Origin of the sequence: Natrinema saccharevitans (assembly GCF_001953745.1) — an archaeon.
GTDB lineage: Archaea > Halobacteriota > Halobacteria > Halobacteriales > Natrialbaceae > Natrinema > Natrinema saccharevitans.
The window spans coordinates 1,460,472-1,476,267 of sequence record NZ_LWLN01000001.1 but is presented as its reverse complement, the minus strand read 5'-3'; the positions used below and the strand labels follow the sequence as shown (position 1 = coordinate 1,476,267).

General features: G+C 66.4%; 16 protein-coding genes. 11 read left to right on the top strand and 5 right to left on the bottom strand.

Annotation, left to right across the window (positions count from 1 at the left end):
• Positions 1 to 73: 73 nt before the first annotated feature.
• The gene (locus A6E15_RS07465; protein ID WP_076145151.1) at positions 74 to 502 is read left to right on the top strand and encodes a hypothetical protein; all 429 of its coding nucleotides are present in this window, start codon (positions 74 to 76) and stop codon (positions 500 to 502) included.
• 53 nt (positions 503 to 555) lie between these two features.
• Here A6E15_RS07465 and A6E15_RS07460 read toward each other — a convergent pair whose 3' ends face one another.
• Positions 556 to 1,503, bottom strand: coding sequence for a thiamine-phosphate synthase family protein (locus tag A6E15_RS07460; protein WP_076145149.1), 948 nt, complete (start codon positions 1,501 to 1,503; stop codon positions 556 to 558).
• A gap of 95 nt (positions 1,504 to 1,598) precedes the next feature.
• Here A6E15_RS07460 and mvk point away from each other — a divergent pair, with 95 nt between their 5' ends.
• Together mvk and A6E15_RS07450 are read left to right on the top strand one after the other, a co-directional pair.
• Positions 1,599 to 2,585 (top strand): mevalonate kinase, encoded by a 987-nt coding sequence (mvk, locus tag A6E15_RS07455; RefSeq protein WP_076145147.1) that lies wholly within the window; start codon positions 1,599 to 1,601, stop codon positions 2,583 to 2,585.
• On the top strand, positions 2,582 to 3,316 hold the full coding sequence (locus tag A6E15_RS07450) for an isopentenyl phosphate kinase (protein WP_076145145.1): 735 nt from the start codon (positions 2,582 to 2,584) through the stop codon (positions 3,314 to 3,316). The genes mvk and A6E15_RS07450 overlap by 4 nt, the downstream gene beginning before the upstream one ends.
• A gap of 120 nt (positions 3,317 to 3,436) precedes the next feature.
• Here A6E15_RS07450 and A6E15_RS07445 read toward each other — a convergent pair whose 3' ends face one another.
• Positions 3,437 to 4,981: a TrkH family potassium uptake protein gene (locus tag A6E15_RS07445; protein WP_076145143.1), complete on the bottom strand. Its 1,545-nt coding sequence runs from the start codon at positions 4,979 to 4,981 to the stop codon at positions 3,437 to 3,439.
• Between the two features lie 186 nt (positions 4,982 to 5,167).
• Here A6E15_RS07445 and A6E15_RS07440 point away from each other — a divergent pair, with 186 nt between their 5' ends.
• From A6E15_RS07440 to A6E15_RS07425, 4 genes are all read left to right on the top strand, one after another.
• Positions 5,168 to 5,413, top strand: a complete 246-nt coding sequence (locus A6E15_RS07440; protein ID WP_076145140.1) for a hypothetical protein — start codon at positions 5,168 to 5,170, stop codon at positions 5,411 to 5,413.
• Between the two features lie 124 nt (positions 5,414 to 5,537).
• Positions 5,538 to 6,224, top strand: a complete 687-nt coding sequence (locus tag A6E15_RS07435; RefSeq protein WP_076145138.1) for a potassium channel family protein — start codon at positions 5,538 to 5,540, stop codon at positions 6,222 to 6,224.
• Positions 6,225 to 6,352: 128 nt separating this feature from the next.
• Positions 6,353 to 7,903, top strand: coding sequence for a TrkH family potassium uptake protein (locus tag A6E15_RS07430; protein WP_076145136.1), 1,551 nt, complete (start codon positions 6,353 to 6,355; stop codon positions 7,901 to 7,903).
• Positions 7,900 to 8,103 (top strand): hypothetical protein, encoded by a 204-nt coding sequence (locus tag A6E15_RS07425; protein WP_076145135.1) that lies wholly within the window; start codon positions 7,900 to 7,902, stop codon positions 8,101 to 8,103. The genes A6E15_RS07430 and A6E15_RS07425 overlap by 4 nt, the downstream gene beginning before the upstream one ends.
• A 156-nt stretch (positions 8,104 to 8,259) precedes the next feature.
• Here A6E15_RS07425 and trkA read toward each other — a convergent pair whose 3' ends face one another.
• Complete coding sequence (trkA, locus tag A6E15_RS07420; protein ID WP_076145133.1) at positions 8,260 to 9,591, bottom strand: Trk system potassium transporter TrkA; 1,332 nt, start codon at positions 9,589 to 9,591, stop codon at positions 8,260 to 8,262.
• 344 nt (positions 9,592 to 9,935) lie between these two features.
• On the opposite strand from trkA, the gene A6E15_RS07415 reads away from it, so the two are divergent.
• The 4 genes from A6E15_RS07415 (at position 9,936) to A6E15_RS07400 (ending at position 14,998) form a co-directional block, all read left to right on the top strand.
• Positions 9,936 to 11,282, top strand: a complete 1,347-nt coding sequence (locus A6E15_RS07415; protein ID WP_076145131.1) for a ribonuclease J — start codon at positions 9,936 to 9,938, stop codon at positions 11,280 to 11,282.
• A 1-nt stretch (position 11,283) separates the two neighbouring features.
• Positions 11,284 to 12,336 carry a geranylfarnesyl diphosphate synthase gene (gene idsA3 / locus A6E15_RS07410; protein ID WP_076145129.1) on the top strand — a complete coding sequence of 351 codons (1,053 nt, stop codon included), beginning with the start codon at positions 11,284 to 11,286 and terminating at the stop codon, positions 12,334 to 12,336.
• Positions 12,337 to 12,444: 108 nt separating this feature from the next.
• Positions 12,445 to 13,092, top strand: coding sequence for a hypothetical protein (locus A6E15_RS07405; RefSeq protein ID WP_076145127.1), 648 nt, complete (start codon positions 12,445 to 12,447; stop codon positions 13,090 to 13,092).
• 166 nt (positions 13,093 to 13,258) lie between these two features.
• Positions 13,259 to 14,998 (top strand): glutamate--tRNA ligase, encoded by a 1,740-nt coding sequence (locus A6E15_RS07400; protein WP_076145125.1) that lies wholly within the window; start codon positions 13,259 to 13,261, stop codon positions 14,996 to 14,998.
• 59 nt (positions 14,999 to 15,057) lie between these two features.
• Here the strand turns inward: A6E15_RS07400 and A6E15_RS20865 are convergent, their stop codons facing one another.
• Together A6E15_RS20865 and A6E15_RS07395 are read right to left on the bottom strand one after the other, a co-directional pair.
• Positions 15,058 to 15,222 carry a hypothetical protein gene (locus A6E15_RS20865; RefSeq protein WP_175607223.1) on the bottom strand — a complete coding sequence of 55 codons (165 nt, stop codon included), beginning with the start codon at positions 15,220 to 15,222 and terminating at the stop codon, positions 15,058 to 15,060.
• Positions 15,223 to 15,266: 44 nt separating this feature from the next.
• Positions 15,267 to 15,752, bottom strand: a complete 486-nt coding sequence (locus A6E15_RS07395; RefSeq protein WP_076145123.1) for a DUF456 domain-containing protein — start codon at positions 15,750 to 15,752, stop codon at positions 15,267 to 15,269.
• Positions 15,753 to 15,796 lie beyond the last annotated feature (44 nt).

Genomic DNA, 15,796 nt, shown 5'->3' with positions numbered 1-15,796 from the left:
GGCGGGCGATCCCTAAATACAGACGTGGAAACTCGCCACAAGGTTTAGTGGGCACGTCGCCGTGTCCGCGACCATGTCCGAACCAGTGTCCAACGAGGCGGTAGACGGCGTCGACCGGTGGGACCGAATCTTCGAGGTACTCGCTGCGGAGCCCCGACGACAGATCATCGACGCGCTGTTGGACGCGCCAACCGGCGAGTCGGTTCCGTTACCGGAAGTCGCGGCGAACCCGAGCGTCGAGACGGATCTCGAGCAGGTACGGCTCCGGTTGCGACACCATCACCTCCCGCTGCTCGAGCGCGAACGGATCGTCGAGTGGGAGGGAGAACCGTTGCGCGCCTACCGCGGCTGTAATTTCGAGGACGCCGGGCTCGTCCTGCAGAGCCTGTACGCGAACGTGGAGGCGTTACCGGACCGGCTGGTCCTGGGCTGTCGAACGCTCGAACGCGAGCGGCGGGGCGGGGATCGGGGAAGCGAACCCAGCGGCTATCGGAGCCACTGAGACGGTTCACGCACTGATCGCGACGTCGTCGCACGATCGGGTTGCAATGACGGTCAGTCGTTACTATCGGCGGCCGCCGACGCGGACCGGGCCGCGAGCAACTCCCCGACCAGTTCGGCGGTCTCGACGGCCGTCGCCCCGAAGACGTAGGTCACTGGTTCGATCCCGAACGCACCCCGATGGTAGGCGACTGCGGGGACGGCACCGCGGTTCGCGAACCGGTCTCCGAGATGTTCGCCGCGGTCCTCGTAGTCGGCGTCGAACTCGAGGGGGTCGATCCCCCGCTCCCGGGCTGCGGCGAGCAGGGCGTCATCGGTAGCGACGTTGACGGCGGCCCGGACGTCCGGGTCGGCGTCGTTGGCGGCGAGGACGGCCGTCGAGACGTGTTTCGACGCGCCGAACTCGGGGTTGGCGGGGATCTCGATCCGGCCGCCCATGGCGTAGATCCGGCCGGGGACGGCGGCGACGTCGGTCTCGTCGGCGGGATCGGGCAGCGACATGCCGACGTTGGTGCCGACGTTCGGGACGGCGTCGGCCATCCCGGGGACCGACGCGAGCGTCCGCGCGGCCGTCCGGACGTTCGCGAGGACGTCCCGCTCGGCGCGCACGTCGGGATCGAGTCCCCGGACACAGAGGTCACAGCCGAGTCCCCGTAACGCGGGCATCTCCTCCTCGTGGAGTTCGCAGATCGGCCCCCGATCCTCGAGGCTGCGAACGAGCGAGAGCAGTTCGGAGAGTGCGTCGTAGCCGTCCATCTCGCCGCCGGCGAGCCCGTCCGCGATCCGGTCGACGGTCGCGACCGTCTCGGGGTCGTCGCGAAAGCGGTCGTCACCGCCGCCCTCGCCGGCGACGTACTTGCTGACTGCGGCCTGCGTGACGCCGAGTTCGGCGGCGATCTCCCGCTGGGTCAGCCCCCGATCCGCGAGTCGGGCGGCCAGCATCGCCCGAACCGTCGGCAGGAACCGGTCGACGACGAGTTCGCTCGGCAAGACCAGCGACATACGAGCGATCAGCGGACGCACCGACATAAGTCCGACTACAGCGCGGCGGCAGCGACACAGACAGCTATTACTCCCCCTCGGACGAACGGCCGGCCATGACACTCTCGAGCGCCCCCGGCAAGGTGTACCTCTTCGGGGAGCACGCGGTGGTGTACGGCGAGCCCGCCGTCCCGTGTGCGATCGAGCGGCGGGCCCGCGTCGAGGTCCGGCAACGGGACGACGGGCGACTCCGGGTCAACGCGGAGGATCTGAGCCTGAACGGCTTCACCGTCGAGTACGGGGCGACGGCCGACGCCCGTCCCGACGTCGACGTCCCCGAATCGCTGGTGACGGCGGCGACCCAGTACGTCGACGGCGCGATCGAGCAGGTCCGCGAGGTCACCGGTGCCGAGGGGGCCGGCTTCGACGTGACCATCGAGAGCGACATCCCGCTGGGTGCGGGACTCGGCTCCTCGGCGGCCGTCGTGGTCGCGGCGATCGACGCGGCCACTCGAGAACTCGGCGTCGCCTTGGATCGCGACGAACTCGCCGAGCGGGCCTATCGAACGGAATCGCAGGTCCAGGACGGTCAGGCCTCCCGCGCCGACACGTTCTGCTCGGCGACCGGCGGCGCGGTCCGGGTCGAGGGCGACGACTGTCGCTCGCTCGAAGCGCCGGAACTCCCGATCGTGATCGGGTTCGACGGCGGCGCGGGCGAGACCGGCCAGCTGGTCGCGGGCGTTCGCGACCTCCGCGAGGAGTACGACTTCGCGGCCCACACCGTCGAGGCCATCGGCGACGTGGTCCGAAACGGCGAGGACGCCCTCGCCGACGGCGACGTCGAGGAGATCGGTCGGCTGATGGACTTCAACCACGGGCTGCTCTCGGCGCTTGGGGTCTCCTCGCGCTCGCTGGACACGATGGTCTGGGCGGCCCGGGACGCGGGCGCGCACGGCGCGAAGCTAACCGGTGCCGGCGGCGGGGGCTGTATCGTCGCGCTCGATCCCACCGAGGAGACCGAGACCGCCCTCTCGTTCACGCCGGGCTGTGAGGACGCCTTCCGCGCCGAACTGGCCGAAACCGGGGTGAAGCGAGTCGAATGATCGTCCTGAAACTCGGCGGCAGCGTCATCACCGAGAAGGACCGACCGGAGACCCTCGACGGCGAAGCCCTCGAGCGGGCGGCGGACGCGATCGCGGCGCTCGAGGGCCGCGAGGACCTCGTCGTCGTCCACGGCGGCGGCAGTTTCGGCCACCACAACGCCAGCGAACACGGCGTCACCACGACGGCGGGGACCCGCGACGCGAGCGCGGCGCTCGACGTTCACGGCGCGATGAAGACCCTGAACCAGTTCGTCCTCGGTCGATTGCTCGAGCGCGACGTCGAGGCGGTACCGGTCCATCCCTTCTCGGCGGGCCACCGCGACGGTGAGGGGGACCTCCATCTGCCGACCGGACAGGTCGAGACGATGCTCGCGGAGGGATTCGTCCCGGTGTTACACGGCGATATGATCGCCCACGCCGGCGCGGGCGCGACCGTCGTCAGCGGCGACGAACTCGTCGCGGCGCTGGCCCGTTCCCTCGAGGCCGATCGGGTCGGGCTCTGCTCGACGGTGCCCGGCGTACTGGACGACGAGGACGCGGTCATCGACCGAATCGACGACTTCGATACCGTCGCCGCGGTCCTCGGAGCCAGCGACGCGACCGACGTGACCGGCGGCATGGCCGGCAAGGTGCGGACGCTGCTCGAGCTCGAGGCCGAGGCGTCGATCTTCGGGCTCGCGTCTCTCGCGTCGTTTCTCGACGGCGAGAACCCGGGAACGACAATCGACTGAGACGGGCCGCTGTCGCTGGGTCCCAGCGCGCCCATGACCTGCACCGGGTGCGCCGGCGTCGGCGAGAGTCCTACGAACGCGGGGAGCGGGATCAACCGAATCGGAGATGTACTGATCCGTTCAGCGGGTCCAGAACCCGCCGGTGAAGAGGACGAGTACCGGAATGATCTCGAGGCGGCCGATCCACATCAGGAAGATCATTAGGAGTTTCGACGGGATCGGAAAGTCCAGATAGCTACCGAACGGTCCAAGGTGGCCGAAGCCGGGTCCGATGTTCCCGATCGTCGCGAGGCTCGCGCTGAAGGCCTCGAGCGGGGAGAAGTTCGCGATCGCGTCGGCCCGACTGACGTCCAGGGCGATCAGCAAGGTTGCGCCGGCGAAGATGACGAGGTACATGAAGGTAAAGCCGAGGACGCCACGGATGGCGTCTTCATCGACGACGTTGCCGCCGAGCCGGATCGGACGGACGACTTCGGGATGAGACGCGGTAACCAGCTCTCGCCGAAGAACTTTGAAGACGATTAGCCACCGGACGACCTTGACGCCGCCGCCCGTCGAGCCGGCACAGCCGCCCACGAGCATCGCGAACAGGAGGACGATCTTGCCCGTCGAACTCCAGTCGACGAAGTCGCTGGTCGCGTACCCCGTCGAGGTCAGCAGGGACGCGATCTGGAATGCACTCTGTCGCAGCGAGTTCTCGAATACGCCTTCGGTCACACCGCCGAGTTCCGCCAGCGCGGGCGCGGTGCCGACGTAGAGCATCCCGGCCAGGAGTGCGGTGAGTCCGGCGATTGCGGTGATGTAGGCGCGGAACTCGGAGTTGCGGACGAAGCGGTGGCCCTCCCCGCTGAAGACGTGCCAGAACAGCGCGAAGTTGGTCCCGGCGATGATCATAAACGGAACGGCGGTCCACTGTACGGCCGCCGAGAAGGCCGCGACGCTGTCGGCTTCCGGCGAGAACCCGCCGGTCGGGAGCGTCGTGAACCCGTGGGCGATGGCGTTGTACAGCCCCATGTTGGGTGCCGCTCCCGCGAGGTGCAGGCCGTAGAGAATGGCGATATAGACGACAGTAAAGGCGAAGTAGACCAGCCAGAGGATGCGAGCGGTCTCCGCGATCCGCGGCGTGAGCTTCTGTAGCTCGGGACCCGGGGCTTCGGATTCGACGAGTTGGGCACCACTGACGGCGATTTCCGGCAAGATTGCAACCATCAATACGATGATCCCCATCCCGCCGAGCCACTGGGTGAGCTGTCGCCACATCATGATCGCGTGGGAGTGGCGCTCGAGCGAAATCTCGCCCAGGACGGTTGCTCCGGTCGTCGTGAACCCGGACATCGACTCGAACAGGGCGTTGACGGGATGGGCGAGCGTCGACTCGGTCCCCCAGCCCGCGATCACGTACGGCACTGCGCCGACGACCGCGACGGCGAGCCACGAAATCGCGACGAACAGCATCGCCTCACGGATCTCCAGGTCCGGTTCGGGGCTGAGCCGCTCGAGGCCCTCCCCGACTGCGATCGTCAGCGCGATCGTCGCGACGAACGGGACGATGGGATCGCTATAGATGAGCGCCACGACGAGCGGGATCACCAGCGGAACGGAGAGATACTTGAGAACGGTTCCGACGAGCGCGACGCTGGCGCGCCAGTCAGTTCGGAGCCGCATGGAACACCCCGCTCGCGGAATCGCATCTGGACACGGTAGTTACCGGATTTCGATTCAGTCCCATTAATCCATCGTAAGACGGTTTCCGCCCGTGACACTATTGTGGCCGGCGGAAATGGCGCCCCGAAGGAGGGATCGATCGGTTTCGTGAGTAGGGTTATATACTGACAGCGCGTAGATAGTACTATGCACGTTCGATTACCAAGCGTTCGCCACCCGCACACGTTCTACGACGTCTTCGGCGTCGTCGCCGCCGCGGTGGCGATCATGGCCCTCGTCCTTGCCGTCCGATACGGGGAGGTGATCCGACTCGAGATGGCCGTTTTCATCACGGTCGTCTTCGTGTGGGCCGGCTGGGCGATCGAACGAATTCTGGCGGAAACCGAGGAGCGATCGAGACGGCAGCGGCGACGGGACTGGCCGTGGAAATAATCGCGTCCCGGTAGCTCCCTCGACGGATTCGCACGGAACCGAGTTCGTGACTGCCTCGTTTGGGGTCACTGGGACGGTCACCGAAGCGATATGTTTTCAACGGTCACGCAAGAACACCGACGCAATGTATATCATCATCGTCGGTGCGGGCGATATCGGCCAGCCGCTCATCGATATCGCGACGCGCTCGGGAAACGAAGTCGTCGTCATCGAGAACGACCCGGAACGGGCGGATCGGGCCGCCGGTGAGTACGACTGTCTGATCCTCGAGGACGATGCAACCGATCACAATGCGCTTCAGGACGCCGGCATCGAGCGGGCGGACGCCCTGATCAGCACGACCGACCGGGACGCGACCAACATCATGGTCTGTCTGCTCGCCCAGGAACACGCGGTCCCAAATATCGTCTCGGTCGTTCACGACCCCGAACACATGAACGTGTTCCGCCAGATCGGCGTCAACACGATGGAGAACCCCCAGGAACTCATCGCCGAGTACCTCTACCGGGCGGTCGCTCGTCCGGCGATCGTCGACTACATGCGGATCGGCGAGCAGGCGGAAGTGTTCGAGATCGAGGTGACGGAAAACGCGCCGATCGCCGAAAAGACCCTCATCGAGGCGGCCGAGGAGGACCTCCTCTCCGAGGACGTCCTGATCGTCGCGATCGAACGCGAGGGAGAGGATCCGCCGGTCACGCCGAGGGGGAACACGCGAATCGAGGCCGACGACCTCCTTACCGTCTATTCGGCGTTCGGTGCGGAACCCGAACTCACGGACGTGTTCGGTCATCCCGAAGATCGAATCCAATGACGGGCGATCGACGCGGGTTCCGGACCGACGCCGGTCGACACCAGCGGTCGTCTTCGGACGGCCCGCCTCGAGCGGGACGGCGACCCGCCACCGTGTCGGCATGTCCGAAGCCGGCGGGGGGGTGACGCATGAACGAGGCGGCACGGACCGTCGGGCGGGATCTGGGGCGGATCTTTCAGGCGCTGGCCGGACTGCTGTTCGTTTCGATCCTCGTCCCGCTCGTCTGGCGGGAGTACTACGCGATTCCGGGGCTGTTCGTCTCCGGGCTGCTTCCCCTTCTCGCCGGGTACGTCCTGACCTCGCGGTTCCGGGGCGCGGCCCAGCCCGGCAAGCTTCACGGGATGATCATCGCCGCAATGGGCTGGTTCTGCGTCGCGATATTCGGTTCGCTGCCCTTCCTCCTCATCGCGTGGACCGTCGAGTTCGCCCCGCCGATTCTCGGCGATCCGTCCCAGACGTCGACGCTCGCGGCGTTTACGAACCCGATCAACGCCCTCTTCGAGAGCATGAGCGGCTTCACCGGGACCGGGCTGACGATGACCGACAACGAGGAGGTCCTCCCGCGGACCCTCCAGTGGTGGCGATCGTTCATCGAGTGGGTCGGCGGCGTGGGCGTGATCGTCCTCACGACGGCGATCCTCGCCCGTCCCGGGAGCGGTTCGCTCACCCTCTACGAGAGCGAGGCCCGTTCCGAACGGATCCATCCGAGCATCGTCTCGACCGTGCAGACGATCTGGTGGATCTTCATCCTCTTTACGTTCGTCTCGATCCTGTTGCTGTGGGTCGTCGGGATGCCGATCTGGGGGGCGATCAACCACGGCATGACGGGGCTGGCGACTGGCGGGTTCTCGATCACCGACAACTCGATCGCCACCTACGACAGCGCGGCCATCGACTTCGCGCTCCTCCCGATCATGCTGCTCGGCAGCATCGCGTTCCCCGTCCACTATCTCATCCTGCAGGGCGACTTGCGGAACCTCTACGCCGACCTGCAGACTCGGTGGGTGTTCATCTACATGGGGATCGGGACGGCCCTGCTCACCGTGTTGGTATACATCGGTGACACGTACGACTCCCTGTTTACCGCGTTCCGGTACGGCTCGTTCCAGTTCGTCTCCGCCGCGACCTGTGCCGGCTTCCAGACCGCCACCGACGCGACGAACGTCGCGCTGGGTCGCTGGCCGGTACAGGCCCAGCTCACCGTCGTGTTCGGAATGGTGGTCGGCGGCGCGGCCGGGTCGACAGTCGGCGGGATCAAGCTGATCCGGGCGCTTACCCTCCTGAAGGGGATCCGGTTCCGTATCGCGGACGTCTTCTACCCCGAGACGGCCGTCCGTCGACTGGAGATCAACGGCCGTCGCCTCAACGAACGCGAAGTCCGCCAAGAGTTCGAAGAAGCGGCGATCATCGCCACGCTCTGGTTCCTCTTCCTCGGGCTCGGGACCTTCGCGCTCCTCCTACTGCTCCCGCAGGGAGAGTACACCCTCGAGAACGTCATCTTCGAGGTGGCGAGCGCACAGGGCAACGTCGGCCTCTCTGCGGGGATCACCGGGCCGGAGTCGCTCCCGACGCTCGGCAAGGTCATGTTTCTCTTTAACATGTGGATCGGCCGACTCGAGATCATTCCCGTGCTGGTGACGCTGCGAGCGATCTTCGACCGCGGGGGGCTCTACCGATGAGGCTCGCGGACGTCCCGGTCGTTGGCGACCTTCTCGAGTCGGGTGCGGAGGACCGGGTCTTCGATTCGCTCCTGCTCGTCGGGCCGGCCCTGATACTCGTCATCGCCGTTCTGGGCCGATCGGCCGTAACGATCGGTCTCGCAGCCGCGTACGTCCTCTTCTTCGTCGCATACGTCCTCTATCGCGGCGTCCGTCACTGACGGCTGGGGGCGGCATCCCCTCGAGCGAGCTACTGATTTCTCACCCACCGAGCGTGGCCGTCGCCGTCGGCTGGGGTCGATCGCGACAGCCGTCGAATCGGAATCGGGACGCGGTGACAGGAGAGGAGACGACACGGCGGAGACGGACCGGTGGGTCTAGATCAGTTCGAGGACGTCATCCAGAGCCGCCGCGTCGACGAAGACGATGACGTGGTCGCCGGGCTGGATCACGGTCGACCCGCGGGGGGTGATGTGGTCGCCGGACCGCGAGACCGCGCCGATGACGATCCCGGTGGGGAGATCGTCAGTCGCATCGACGATTTCACGCCCGGCGAGGACGCTCTCCGGGCCGACCTCGATCTCGATGACCTCGGCGCGGTCGTGTTCGAGCATCGCGATCTTCTCGGTGTTGTCGGTCCGGGTAAACCGGATGATCTCCTCGGCGGTCTCCTCGCGGGGGTTGATCGCGACGTCGATCCCGACGGTCTCGAAGAGGTCGGTGTACTCGGGGTTCTCAATGATCGCGACGGTGCGGTCGACGCCGAGCCGATCGGCCAGCAGCGAGACGAGCAGGTTCTTTTCGTCGCTGTCGAGAGCGGCGACGATGACGTCGGCCTCGCCGACGTGTTCGCGCGCGAGGAACTCGGAGTTGGTCGCGTCGTTTTCCATGACCATGGTGTTCGGCAGCGATTCGGCGAGTTCGCGGGCCCGTTCGTGGTCCCGCTCGATCAGCCGCGGCCGGAACCCGTGGTCCTCGAACTCGCGGGCCACCTGGTAGCCGATCTCGCTGCCGCCGACGATGACGACCTCCTCGGCGTCGTCCGGTTTGGTCGCGACCTCGTCTGCGAACTCGTTGATCGAGTCGGGGCTACCGATGACGACGACCCGGTCGCCCGCCCGAATGTGCGTATCACCTCGAGTCACGATCATCTCGTCCTCGCGGAAGATCGCCGCGAACGTCAGCGAGTCGTAACAGTCGGCCTCGCTGACGGTCAGGTCCGCGATCGGGCTGTCGTCGGGGATATCGAACTCGGCCATCCTGACGAGTCCGCCGGCGAAGGTGTCGACGTCGTGTGCGCTGGGCAGGCCGGAGATCCGGAAGATCGCCCGCGCGGTCAGCAGGTCGGTACAGACCATGAAATCGACGCCGAAGGCACCCTGCGATCCCTGCCAGGTTTCGAGCAACGTCCGGCGGCGCACTCGAGCAATGGTGAATACCTCACCGGCCGCTTTCGCCGCCCCGCAGACGACGGCGTTGGTCTCGTCGTTGTCCGTACAGGCGATGACCAGCCCCGCCTGCTCGAGGCCCGCCTCGCGAAGGACGTCGAGGTCGGTCCCGTCGCCCCGAATCGTCAGCACGTCCAGCGAGTAGGTGAGTTCGTCGACGACGTCCGCGTCGCGATCGACGACGACCACGTCGTGGCCGTCCTCGAGGTTCGCGGCGATCGAGCGCCCGACCTCGCCGGCACCGACGATGATTACGTACACGACGATCCCTCCGAAAGCATGTATCGACCACTGGTTTCGGCCGAATAGAGAAATGAATTACGGTGTCTCGAAGGCCCTGATAGCCTCCCGCGTTCCGCCCGGATCGCCCCGCCGGACGGCCCAACCCACTGCGTTTTTAACGCCCGGGCGTGTAGGAGAGAGCAACGAAACCCGCGGGCAAGTGCGTTCGGGGGCTCACGACGTCGTGAGCCCGAGGGGGACGATCGTCCCCGCGAGCGCATAGCGGGATGGCCGACGCGCTGCAAGACGCCGGGGCCGTACGACTAGGCGTCCGCGGACAGTTTCGATGAGAGTCCATCACGCGGCTTTCAGTGCTACGAACCATGGAAATCGAAATCGCAACCATTGGCGGCTACGAAGAAGTCGGACGGCAGATGACCGCCGTCCGCGCCGGCGACGACGTCGTCATCTTCGACATGGGTCTGAACCTCTCGCAGGTCCTGATCCACGACAACGTCGAAACCGAGCGGATGCACAGTCTCGACCTGATCGATATGGGCGCTATCCCGGACGACCGGGTCATGAGCGACCTCGAGGGCGACGTCAAAGCCATCGTGCCGACTCACGGTCACCTCGACCACATCGGTGCCATCTCGAAGCTGGCACACCGATACGACGCGCCGATCGTCGCCTCGCCGTTTACGATCGAACTGGTCAAACAGCAGATCGAGGGCGAACAGAAGTTCGGCGTCGAGAACGACCTCGTCAAGATGGAGGCCGGCGAGACGATGTCGATCGGCGACCGCAACGAACTCGAGTTCGTCAACGTCACTCACTCGATCATCGACGCGATCAACCCGGTGCTTCACACGCCCGAGGGAGCGATCGTCTACGGGCTGGACAAGCGCATGGACCACACGCCAGTCATCGGCGACCCGATCGACATGAAGCGATTCCGCGAGATCGGTCGCGAGGGCAACGGCGTGCTGTGTTACATCGAGGACTGTACCAACGCCAACAAGAAGGGGCGGACCCCCTCCGAGAGCGTCGCCCGCGAACACCTCCGGGACGTCCTCTACAGCATGGAGGATTACGACGGCGGCATCGTCGCCACGACGTTCTCGAGTCACATCGCCCGGGTGAAGTCGCTGGTCGAGTTCGCCGACGACATCGGCCGGCAGCCGGTCCTGCTCGGTCGCTCGATGGAGAAGTATTCGGGTACCGCGGAACGACTCGACTTCATCGACTTCCCGTCCGACCTCGGGATGTTCGGCCACCGCAAGTCCGTCGACCGGACGTTCAAACGGATCATGAACGAGGGGAAAGAGAACTATCTGCCAGTCGTCACCGGCCACCAGGGCGAGCCCCGCGCGATGCTCACCCGGATGGCCCGCGGCGAGACGCCCTACGAGCTGGACGACGGCGACAAGGTCGTCTTCTCGGCCCGCGTGATCCCGGAGCCGACCAACGAGGGCCAGCGCTACCAGGCCGAGAAGCTGTTGGGCATGCAGGGCGCACGCGTCTACGACGACATCCACGTCTCGGGCCACCTCAATCAGGAGGGCCACTACGAGATGCTCGATGCGTTGCAGCCCCAGCACGTCATTCCGGCTCACCAGGACATGAGCGGCTACTCCAGCTACGTCAACCTGGCCGAGAGCGAGGGGTACAAGCTCGGACGCGACCTCCACGTCACGCGAAACGGGAACCTCATCCAGCTGGTCGAGTGATATGACGAGTCCCGAGGCACGCGAGGAGGCGGTGCTCGAGGCGGTCCGGAAGCGCCGCGAGCTGGTCAACGACGCGATCCCTGAGGAGCTACCGATCCAGCGACCCGAACGGCTCTACGAGGCCTCCCGCTACCTGCTCGATGCGGGCGGCAAGCGGCTCCGGCCGACGGTGTTGCTGACGACCGCGGAGGCGCTGACCGACGTCGATCCGCTGTCGGCGGACTACCGCTCGTTCGACCCGGTCGACGGGAACGGGCCGGTCGATATGATGGCCGCCGCGGTCAGCGTCGAGGTCATCCAGTCGTTTACCCTGATCCACGACGACATCATGGACGACGACGACCTCCGCCGCGGGGTGCCAGCCGTCCACAAGGAGTACGACCTCGAGACGGCGATCCTCGCCGGCGACACGCTCTACTCGAAGGCCTTCGAGATCATGCTCGAGACGGGCGCGAAGTCGGATCGAGTCGTCGACGCGCTCGACGTCTTGGCGACGACCTGTACGGACATCTGCGAGGGGCAGTCGCTGGATGTCACCTTCGAGGAGCGGACCGACGTCTCCCCCGACGAGTACCTCGAGATGGTCGAACAGAAGACGGCCGTGTTGTACGCCGCGTCGGCGTGTCTCCCCGCGATTTTGCTCGGGGCCGACGACGAGACCATCGAGGAACTCTACGGCTACGGACTCGACATCGGCCGCGCGTTCCAGATCCGGGACGACGTCCTCGATCTGACCGTCCCGAGCGACCAACTGGGCAAACAGCGCGGCAGCGATCTAGTGGAGAACAAACAGACCCTCATCACGGTCCACGCCCGGGAGCAGGGCGTCGACGTCGAGAACCTGGTCGATACCGACGACGTCGAGGCGGTCACGGAGGCCGAGATCGACGACGCCGTCTCCGAACTCGAGGCGTCGGGGTCGATCGCCTACGCCGACGAGACCGCGACGGATCTCGTCGAACGGGGCAAGCGCCGACTCGAGGTGCTGCCGGACAACGAGTCCCGCGAACTGCTCTGTGAGCTGGCGGATTACCTGATCGAACGCGGCTACTGATCGTCGATCACGACTCTTTCCGGCGGTCGGCTCACGGACGACTCACCGTTCGATACGGGACTCGATTTCGTCCGGGTCCTTTTGCGAGTTCCCCGCCGACCTGGTAGTATGACTGACGACTCCCCGAACGGAGCCGCACCCTCCCGACGCGAACTGCTCGGGGCGGCGACGACCGTCGGCGCGGTCGCGACCGCCGGCTGTCTCGACTCGGTCCTCGGGACCGCGGACTCGAGCGAGAACGAGATCGAACCCGTCGAGCCGAGCGAGCCCCGGGAGGGGACGCCCGGCGAGTTCTACACGCTCGTCGAGCGAAACGACGTTTCGGTCGAGTCGCTCCGGTGGGACGGGTCGGACCTCGTGCTGGAGTACGAGTCCGGTGCCACGACGGAATCGGAGTCGACGCGAGAGATCGAGATCGTCGCCACGGTCTACAACGAGAACCTCGTGAAAAACGACGCCGACGTCGGGATGCTCTACGCGGAGGTCACGAACCCCTTCGACGGGCAGGCCCACGGCTGGGGCGTCAAGACGGAGTGGTGTGAGCAGTACAACGAGGCCGTCGCCGCCGAAGATGGGACCGAGAGCGACGGTGGGAGTACCGAGACGTCGGCGGAGACCGGCGACGGCGACAGCGGCAGTGACACCGACGGGGCGACCGATAACGAGACCGATGGCGGGGACGACGCTACGGCCGCGATGGTGTTGATGAGCAACGTTCTCAACAGCCGCGTGTACCCCGAGGACCTCGAGGACTGAGATCGGCTGCTGTCCCGATTTCCCGGCACGACCACGGGACGGGGAGCGGTTGCGCCGGAAGTGACTGGTAGCGGTCCGAGAATTCGTCGCGGGCGGCCGCCGGTGCGTGCGTCGGTTGCGGCCCGAATCGCGAGGGTTTTGGCCCGGGCGGAAGTACCGCCCGGTAATGGACGACGACTTACGCGAACGCATCGAGCGCGAGGTCGAGAAGCACGCGCTGTTGAACGCCGTCAAACACGAGAGCGACGCCGACGTCGGTGCCATCATGGGGCCGCTGATGGGCGACAACCCCGACTTCCGCGAACACGGCGACGAGGTCCCGGGCATCGCCGGCGGCGTCGTCGGCCGGGTCAACGACCTCGGCTACGAGGCCAAACGCGAGCGCCTCGAGGACCTCGCGCCCGAGGAACTCGCCGAGATCGAGGCCGAAGAAGAGGAAGACGAACACGACCTCCCCGACCTGCCCAACGCCGACGACTACGACGAGATCCGGATGCGGTGTGCGCCGAACCCGAACGGGCCCTGGCACGTCGGCCACGCCCGGATGCCCGCCGTCATCGGCACCTACCGCGAACGCTACGACGGCTGGTTCTGCGTGCGCTTTGACGACACCGATCCCGAGACCAAGCGGCCGGATCTCGAGGCCTACGACGCGATCCTCGAGGACCTCGAGTATCTCGGCTTCGAGCCGGACGATGTCTACAGGGCGAGCGACCGCCTCGAGACCTACTACGACCACGCCCGCGAGCTGATCGAACTGGGCGGGGCCTACACCTGCTCGTGTTCGGGCGAGGCGTTCTCCGAGTTGAAGAACGCGGGCGAGGCCTGTCCCCACCGCGAGAAAGACGTCGAGACGGTCACCGAGGAGTTCGCGGCCATGATCGACGGCGAGTACGAGAGCGGCGAGATGGTCCTCCGCGTGAAAACCGACATCGAACACAAGAACCCCGCCCTGCGCGACTGGGTCGCCTTCCGGATGATCGATACGCCACACCCCCGCGAGGCGGCCAGCGAGTACCGCTGCTGGCCGATGCTCGACTTCCAGTCGGGGATCGACGACCATCTGCTGGGAATCACCCACATCATCCGCGGGATCGACCTGCAGGACTCCGCGAAGCGACAGGGGTTCGTCTACGACTACTTCGACTGGGAGTACCCGGAAGTCGTCCACTGGGGCCACGTCCAGCTCGACGACTACGACGTGAAGGTGAGTACCTCGACCATCTCGGAGCTGATCGAGGCTGGCGAACTCGACGGGTGGGACGACCCGCGAGCGCCGACGCTCAAGAGCCTGCGCCGGCGCGGTATTCGGGGCGAGGCCATCGTCGAGGCGATGGTCGGGCTCGGCACCTCGACCAGCGACGTCGACCTGGCGATGAGTTCGATCTACGCCGCCAACCGCGATCTGATCGACGAGGAGACGGACCGCCGCTTTTTCGTCCGCGATGGCAATCAGCTCCCCCTCGCCGGTGACCCGCCTGCCGAGGCGAACCCGCCGCTGCACCCCAACCACGAGGAGCGGGGCGTCCGCAAGATCCCCGTCGGCGACTCGGTCATGCTCGAGGCCGAGGACCTCCCCGACTCGGCCGCCGATGACACGCGGCTCTGGCTGAAGGGACTGGGCGGGTTCGAACTCGAGGACGGCGTGTTACGGTACGCCACCGACGATCTCGACGTGGTCCGCGAGGAGGGCGTCGACGTCGTCCACTGGGTACCCGCGGACGACCGCGTCCCCCTCCGCATGCGGACGATCGAGGGCGACGTGCGTGGCCACGCCGAACCCGGCGTCGGCGACCTCGAGCCCGACGAACTGGTGCAGTTCGAGCGGGTCGGGTTCGCTCGCATCGACCGACACGAAAGCGACGACGAGGACGCGGAGACGGTCGCGTACTACGCACATCCCTGATCAGGGCCGATTCCGCTCGATCGCTTTGTGCCGACCAGTCGGTCGGTGACTCCGCGCGATCACTCGAGCAGTTCGTCACCCACGTCGGGATCGGGATCGGCGACGACGCCGTCCTGCCGACCCAACACGCGGGCGTGGGCAGCACAGACAAGCCGGTTCTCCGCCCACGGAACGTGTAACTCGACTGCTGCGGGCCGGTGGCAGTCGGGCTCGGAACAGTTCATCGTCTTGTGTCAACCACACCCACGACTTCAGTGTTTCCCGCGGGTCACAGCAGGAAGACGGCCACGAGAAAACCGAGCAGGATCGTGGCCGTCAGCAGGACCTGAACTGCCGTCGACGCGAGGATTCCGACGGTCGTGTAGACCGCCAACCGGGCGCTGCCCTCGAGTTCCTCGCCGCGGACGAACTCGAGGACGAAGACGGTGCCGAAGAGACCCGCCAGCAGTCCCACCGGGCCGGTGACGAGCATGAGCGCGATTCCGACGACAGCGGCGACGGCGGTGGTCAGCCACGACGCGCCGCCGGCTCGGGCAGCGATCGAGCCGCCGAAGAACTCGACGAGCGCGGTGACGACGGCGATAGCGGCGAGGACGGCGACGGTGACGGCGCTAATCGCAGCCGATTCGGCACCCCACCAGTAGACGCCGAGGCCGGCCAGCGAGAGGAAGCCGCTCGGTACCATCGGGACGGCCGCGCCGACGATCGCACCCGCGAGCAACGCGATCGCGAGGACCAGCACTACGTCGACCATACTGCTCAGAGGGCCGCGAGCGTCAAAGCCGTACCGCCGGCGGT

Bases quoted from the DNA above. Each gene is read 5' to 3' on its own strand.
- A6E15_RS07465 (WP_076145151.1), top strand. From the start codon at position 74: ATGTCCGAACCAGTGTCCAACGAGGCGGTAGACGGCGTCGACCGGTGG.
- A6E15_RS07460 (WP_076145149.1), bottom strand. From the start codon at position 1,503: ATGTCGCTGGTCTTGCCGAGCGAACTCGTCGTCGACCGGTTCCTGCCG.
- mvk (WP_076145147.1), top strand. From the start codon at position 1,599: ATGACACTCTCGAGCGCCCCCGGCAAGGTGTACCTCTTCGGGGAGCAC.
- A6E15_RS07450 (WP_076145145.1), top strand. From the start codon at position 2,582: ATGATCGTCCTGAAACTCGGCGGCAGCGTCATCACCGAGAAGGACCGA.
- A6E15_RS07445 (WP_076145143.1), bottom strand. From the start codon at position 4,981: ATGCGGCTCCGAACTGACTGGCGCGCCAGCGTCGCGCTCGTCGGAACC.
- A6E15_RS07440 (WP_076145140.1), top strand. From the start codon at position 5,168: ATGCACGTTCGATTACCAAGCGTTCGCCACCCGCACACGTTCTACGAC.
- A6E15_RS07435 (WP_076145138.1), top strand. From the start codon at position 5,538: ATGTATATCATCATCGTCGGTGCGGGCGATATCGGCCAGCCGCTCATC.
- A6E15_RS07430 (WP_076145136.1), top strand. From the start codon at position 6,353: ATGAACGAGGCGGCACGGACCGTCGGGCGGGATCTGGGGCGGATCTTT.
- A6E15_RS07425 (WP_076145135.1), top strand. From the start codon at position 7,900: ATGAGGCTCGCGGACGTCCCGGTCGTTGGCGACCTTCTCGAGTCGGGT.
- A6E15_RS07415 (WP_076145131.1), top strand. From the start codon at position 9,936: ATGGAAATCGAAATCGCAACCATTGGCGGCTACGAAGAAGTCGGACGG.
- idsA3 (WP_076145129.1), top strand. From the start codon at position 11,284: ATGACGAGTCCCGAGGCACGCGAGGAGGCGGTGCTCGAGGCGGTCCGG.
- A6E15_RS07405 (WP_076145127.1), top strand. From the start codon at position 12,445: ATGACTGACGACTCCCCGAACGGAGCCGCACCCTCCCGACGCGAACTG.
- A6E15_RS07400 (WP_076145125.1), top strand. From the start codon at position 13,259: ATGGACGACGACTTACGCGAACGCATCGAGCGCGAGGTCGAGAAGCAC.
- A6E15_RS20865 (WP_175607223.1), bottom strand. From the start codon at position 15,222: ATGAACTGTTCCGAGCCCGACTGCCACCGGCCCGCAGCAGTCGAGTTA.
- A6E15_RS07395 (WP_076145123.1), bottom strand. From the start codon at position 15,752: ATGGTCGACGTAGTGCTGGTCCTCGCGATCGCGTTGCTCGCGGGTGCG.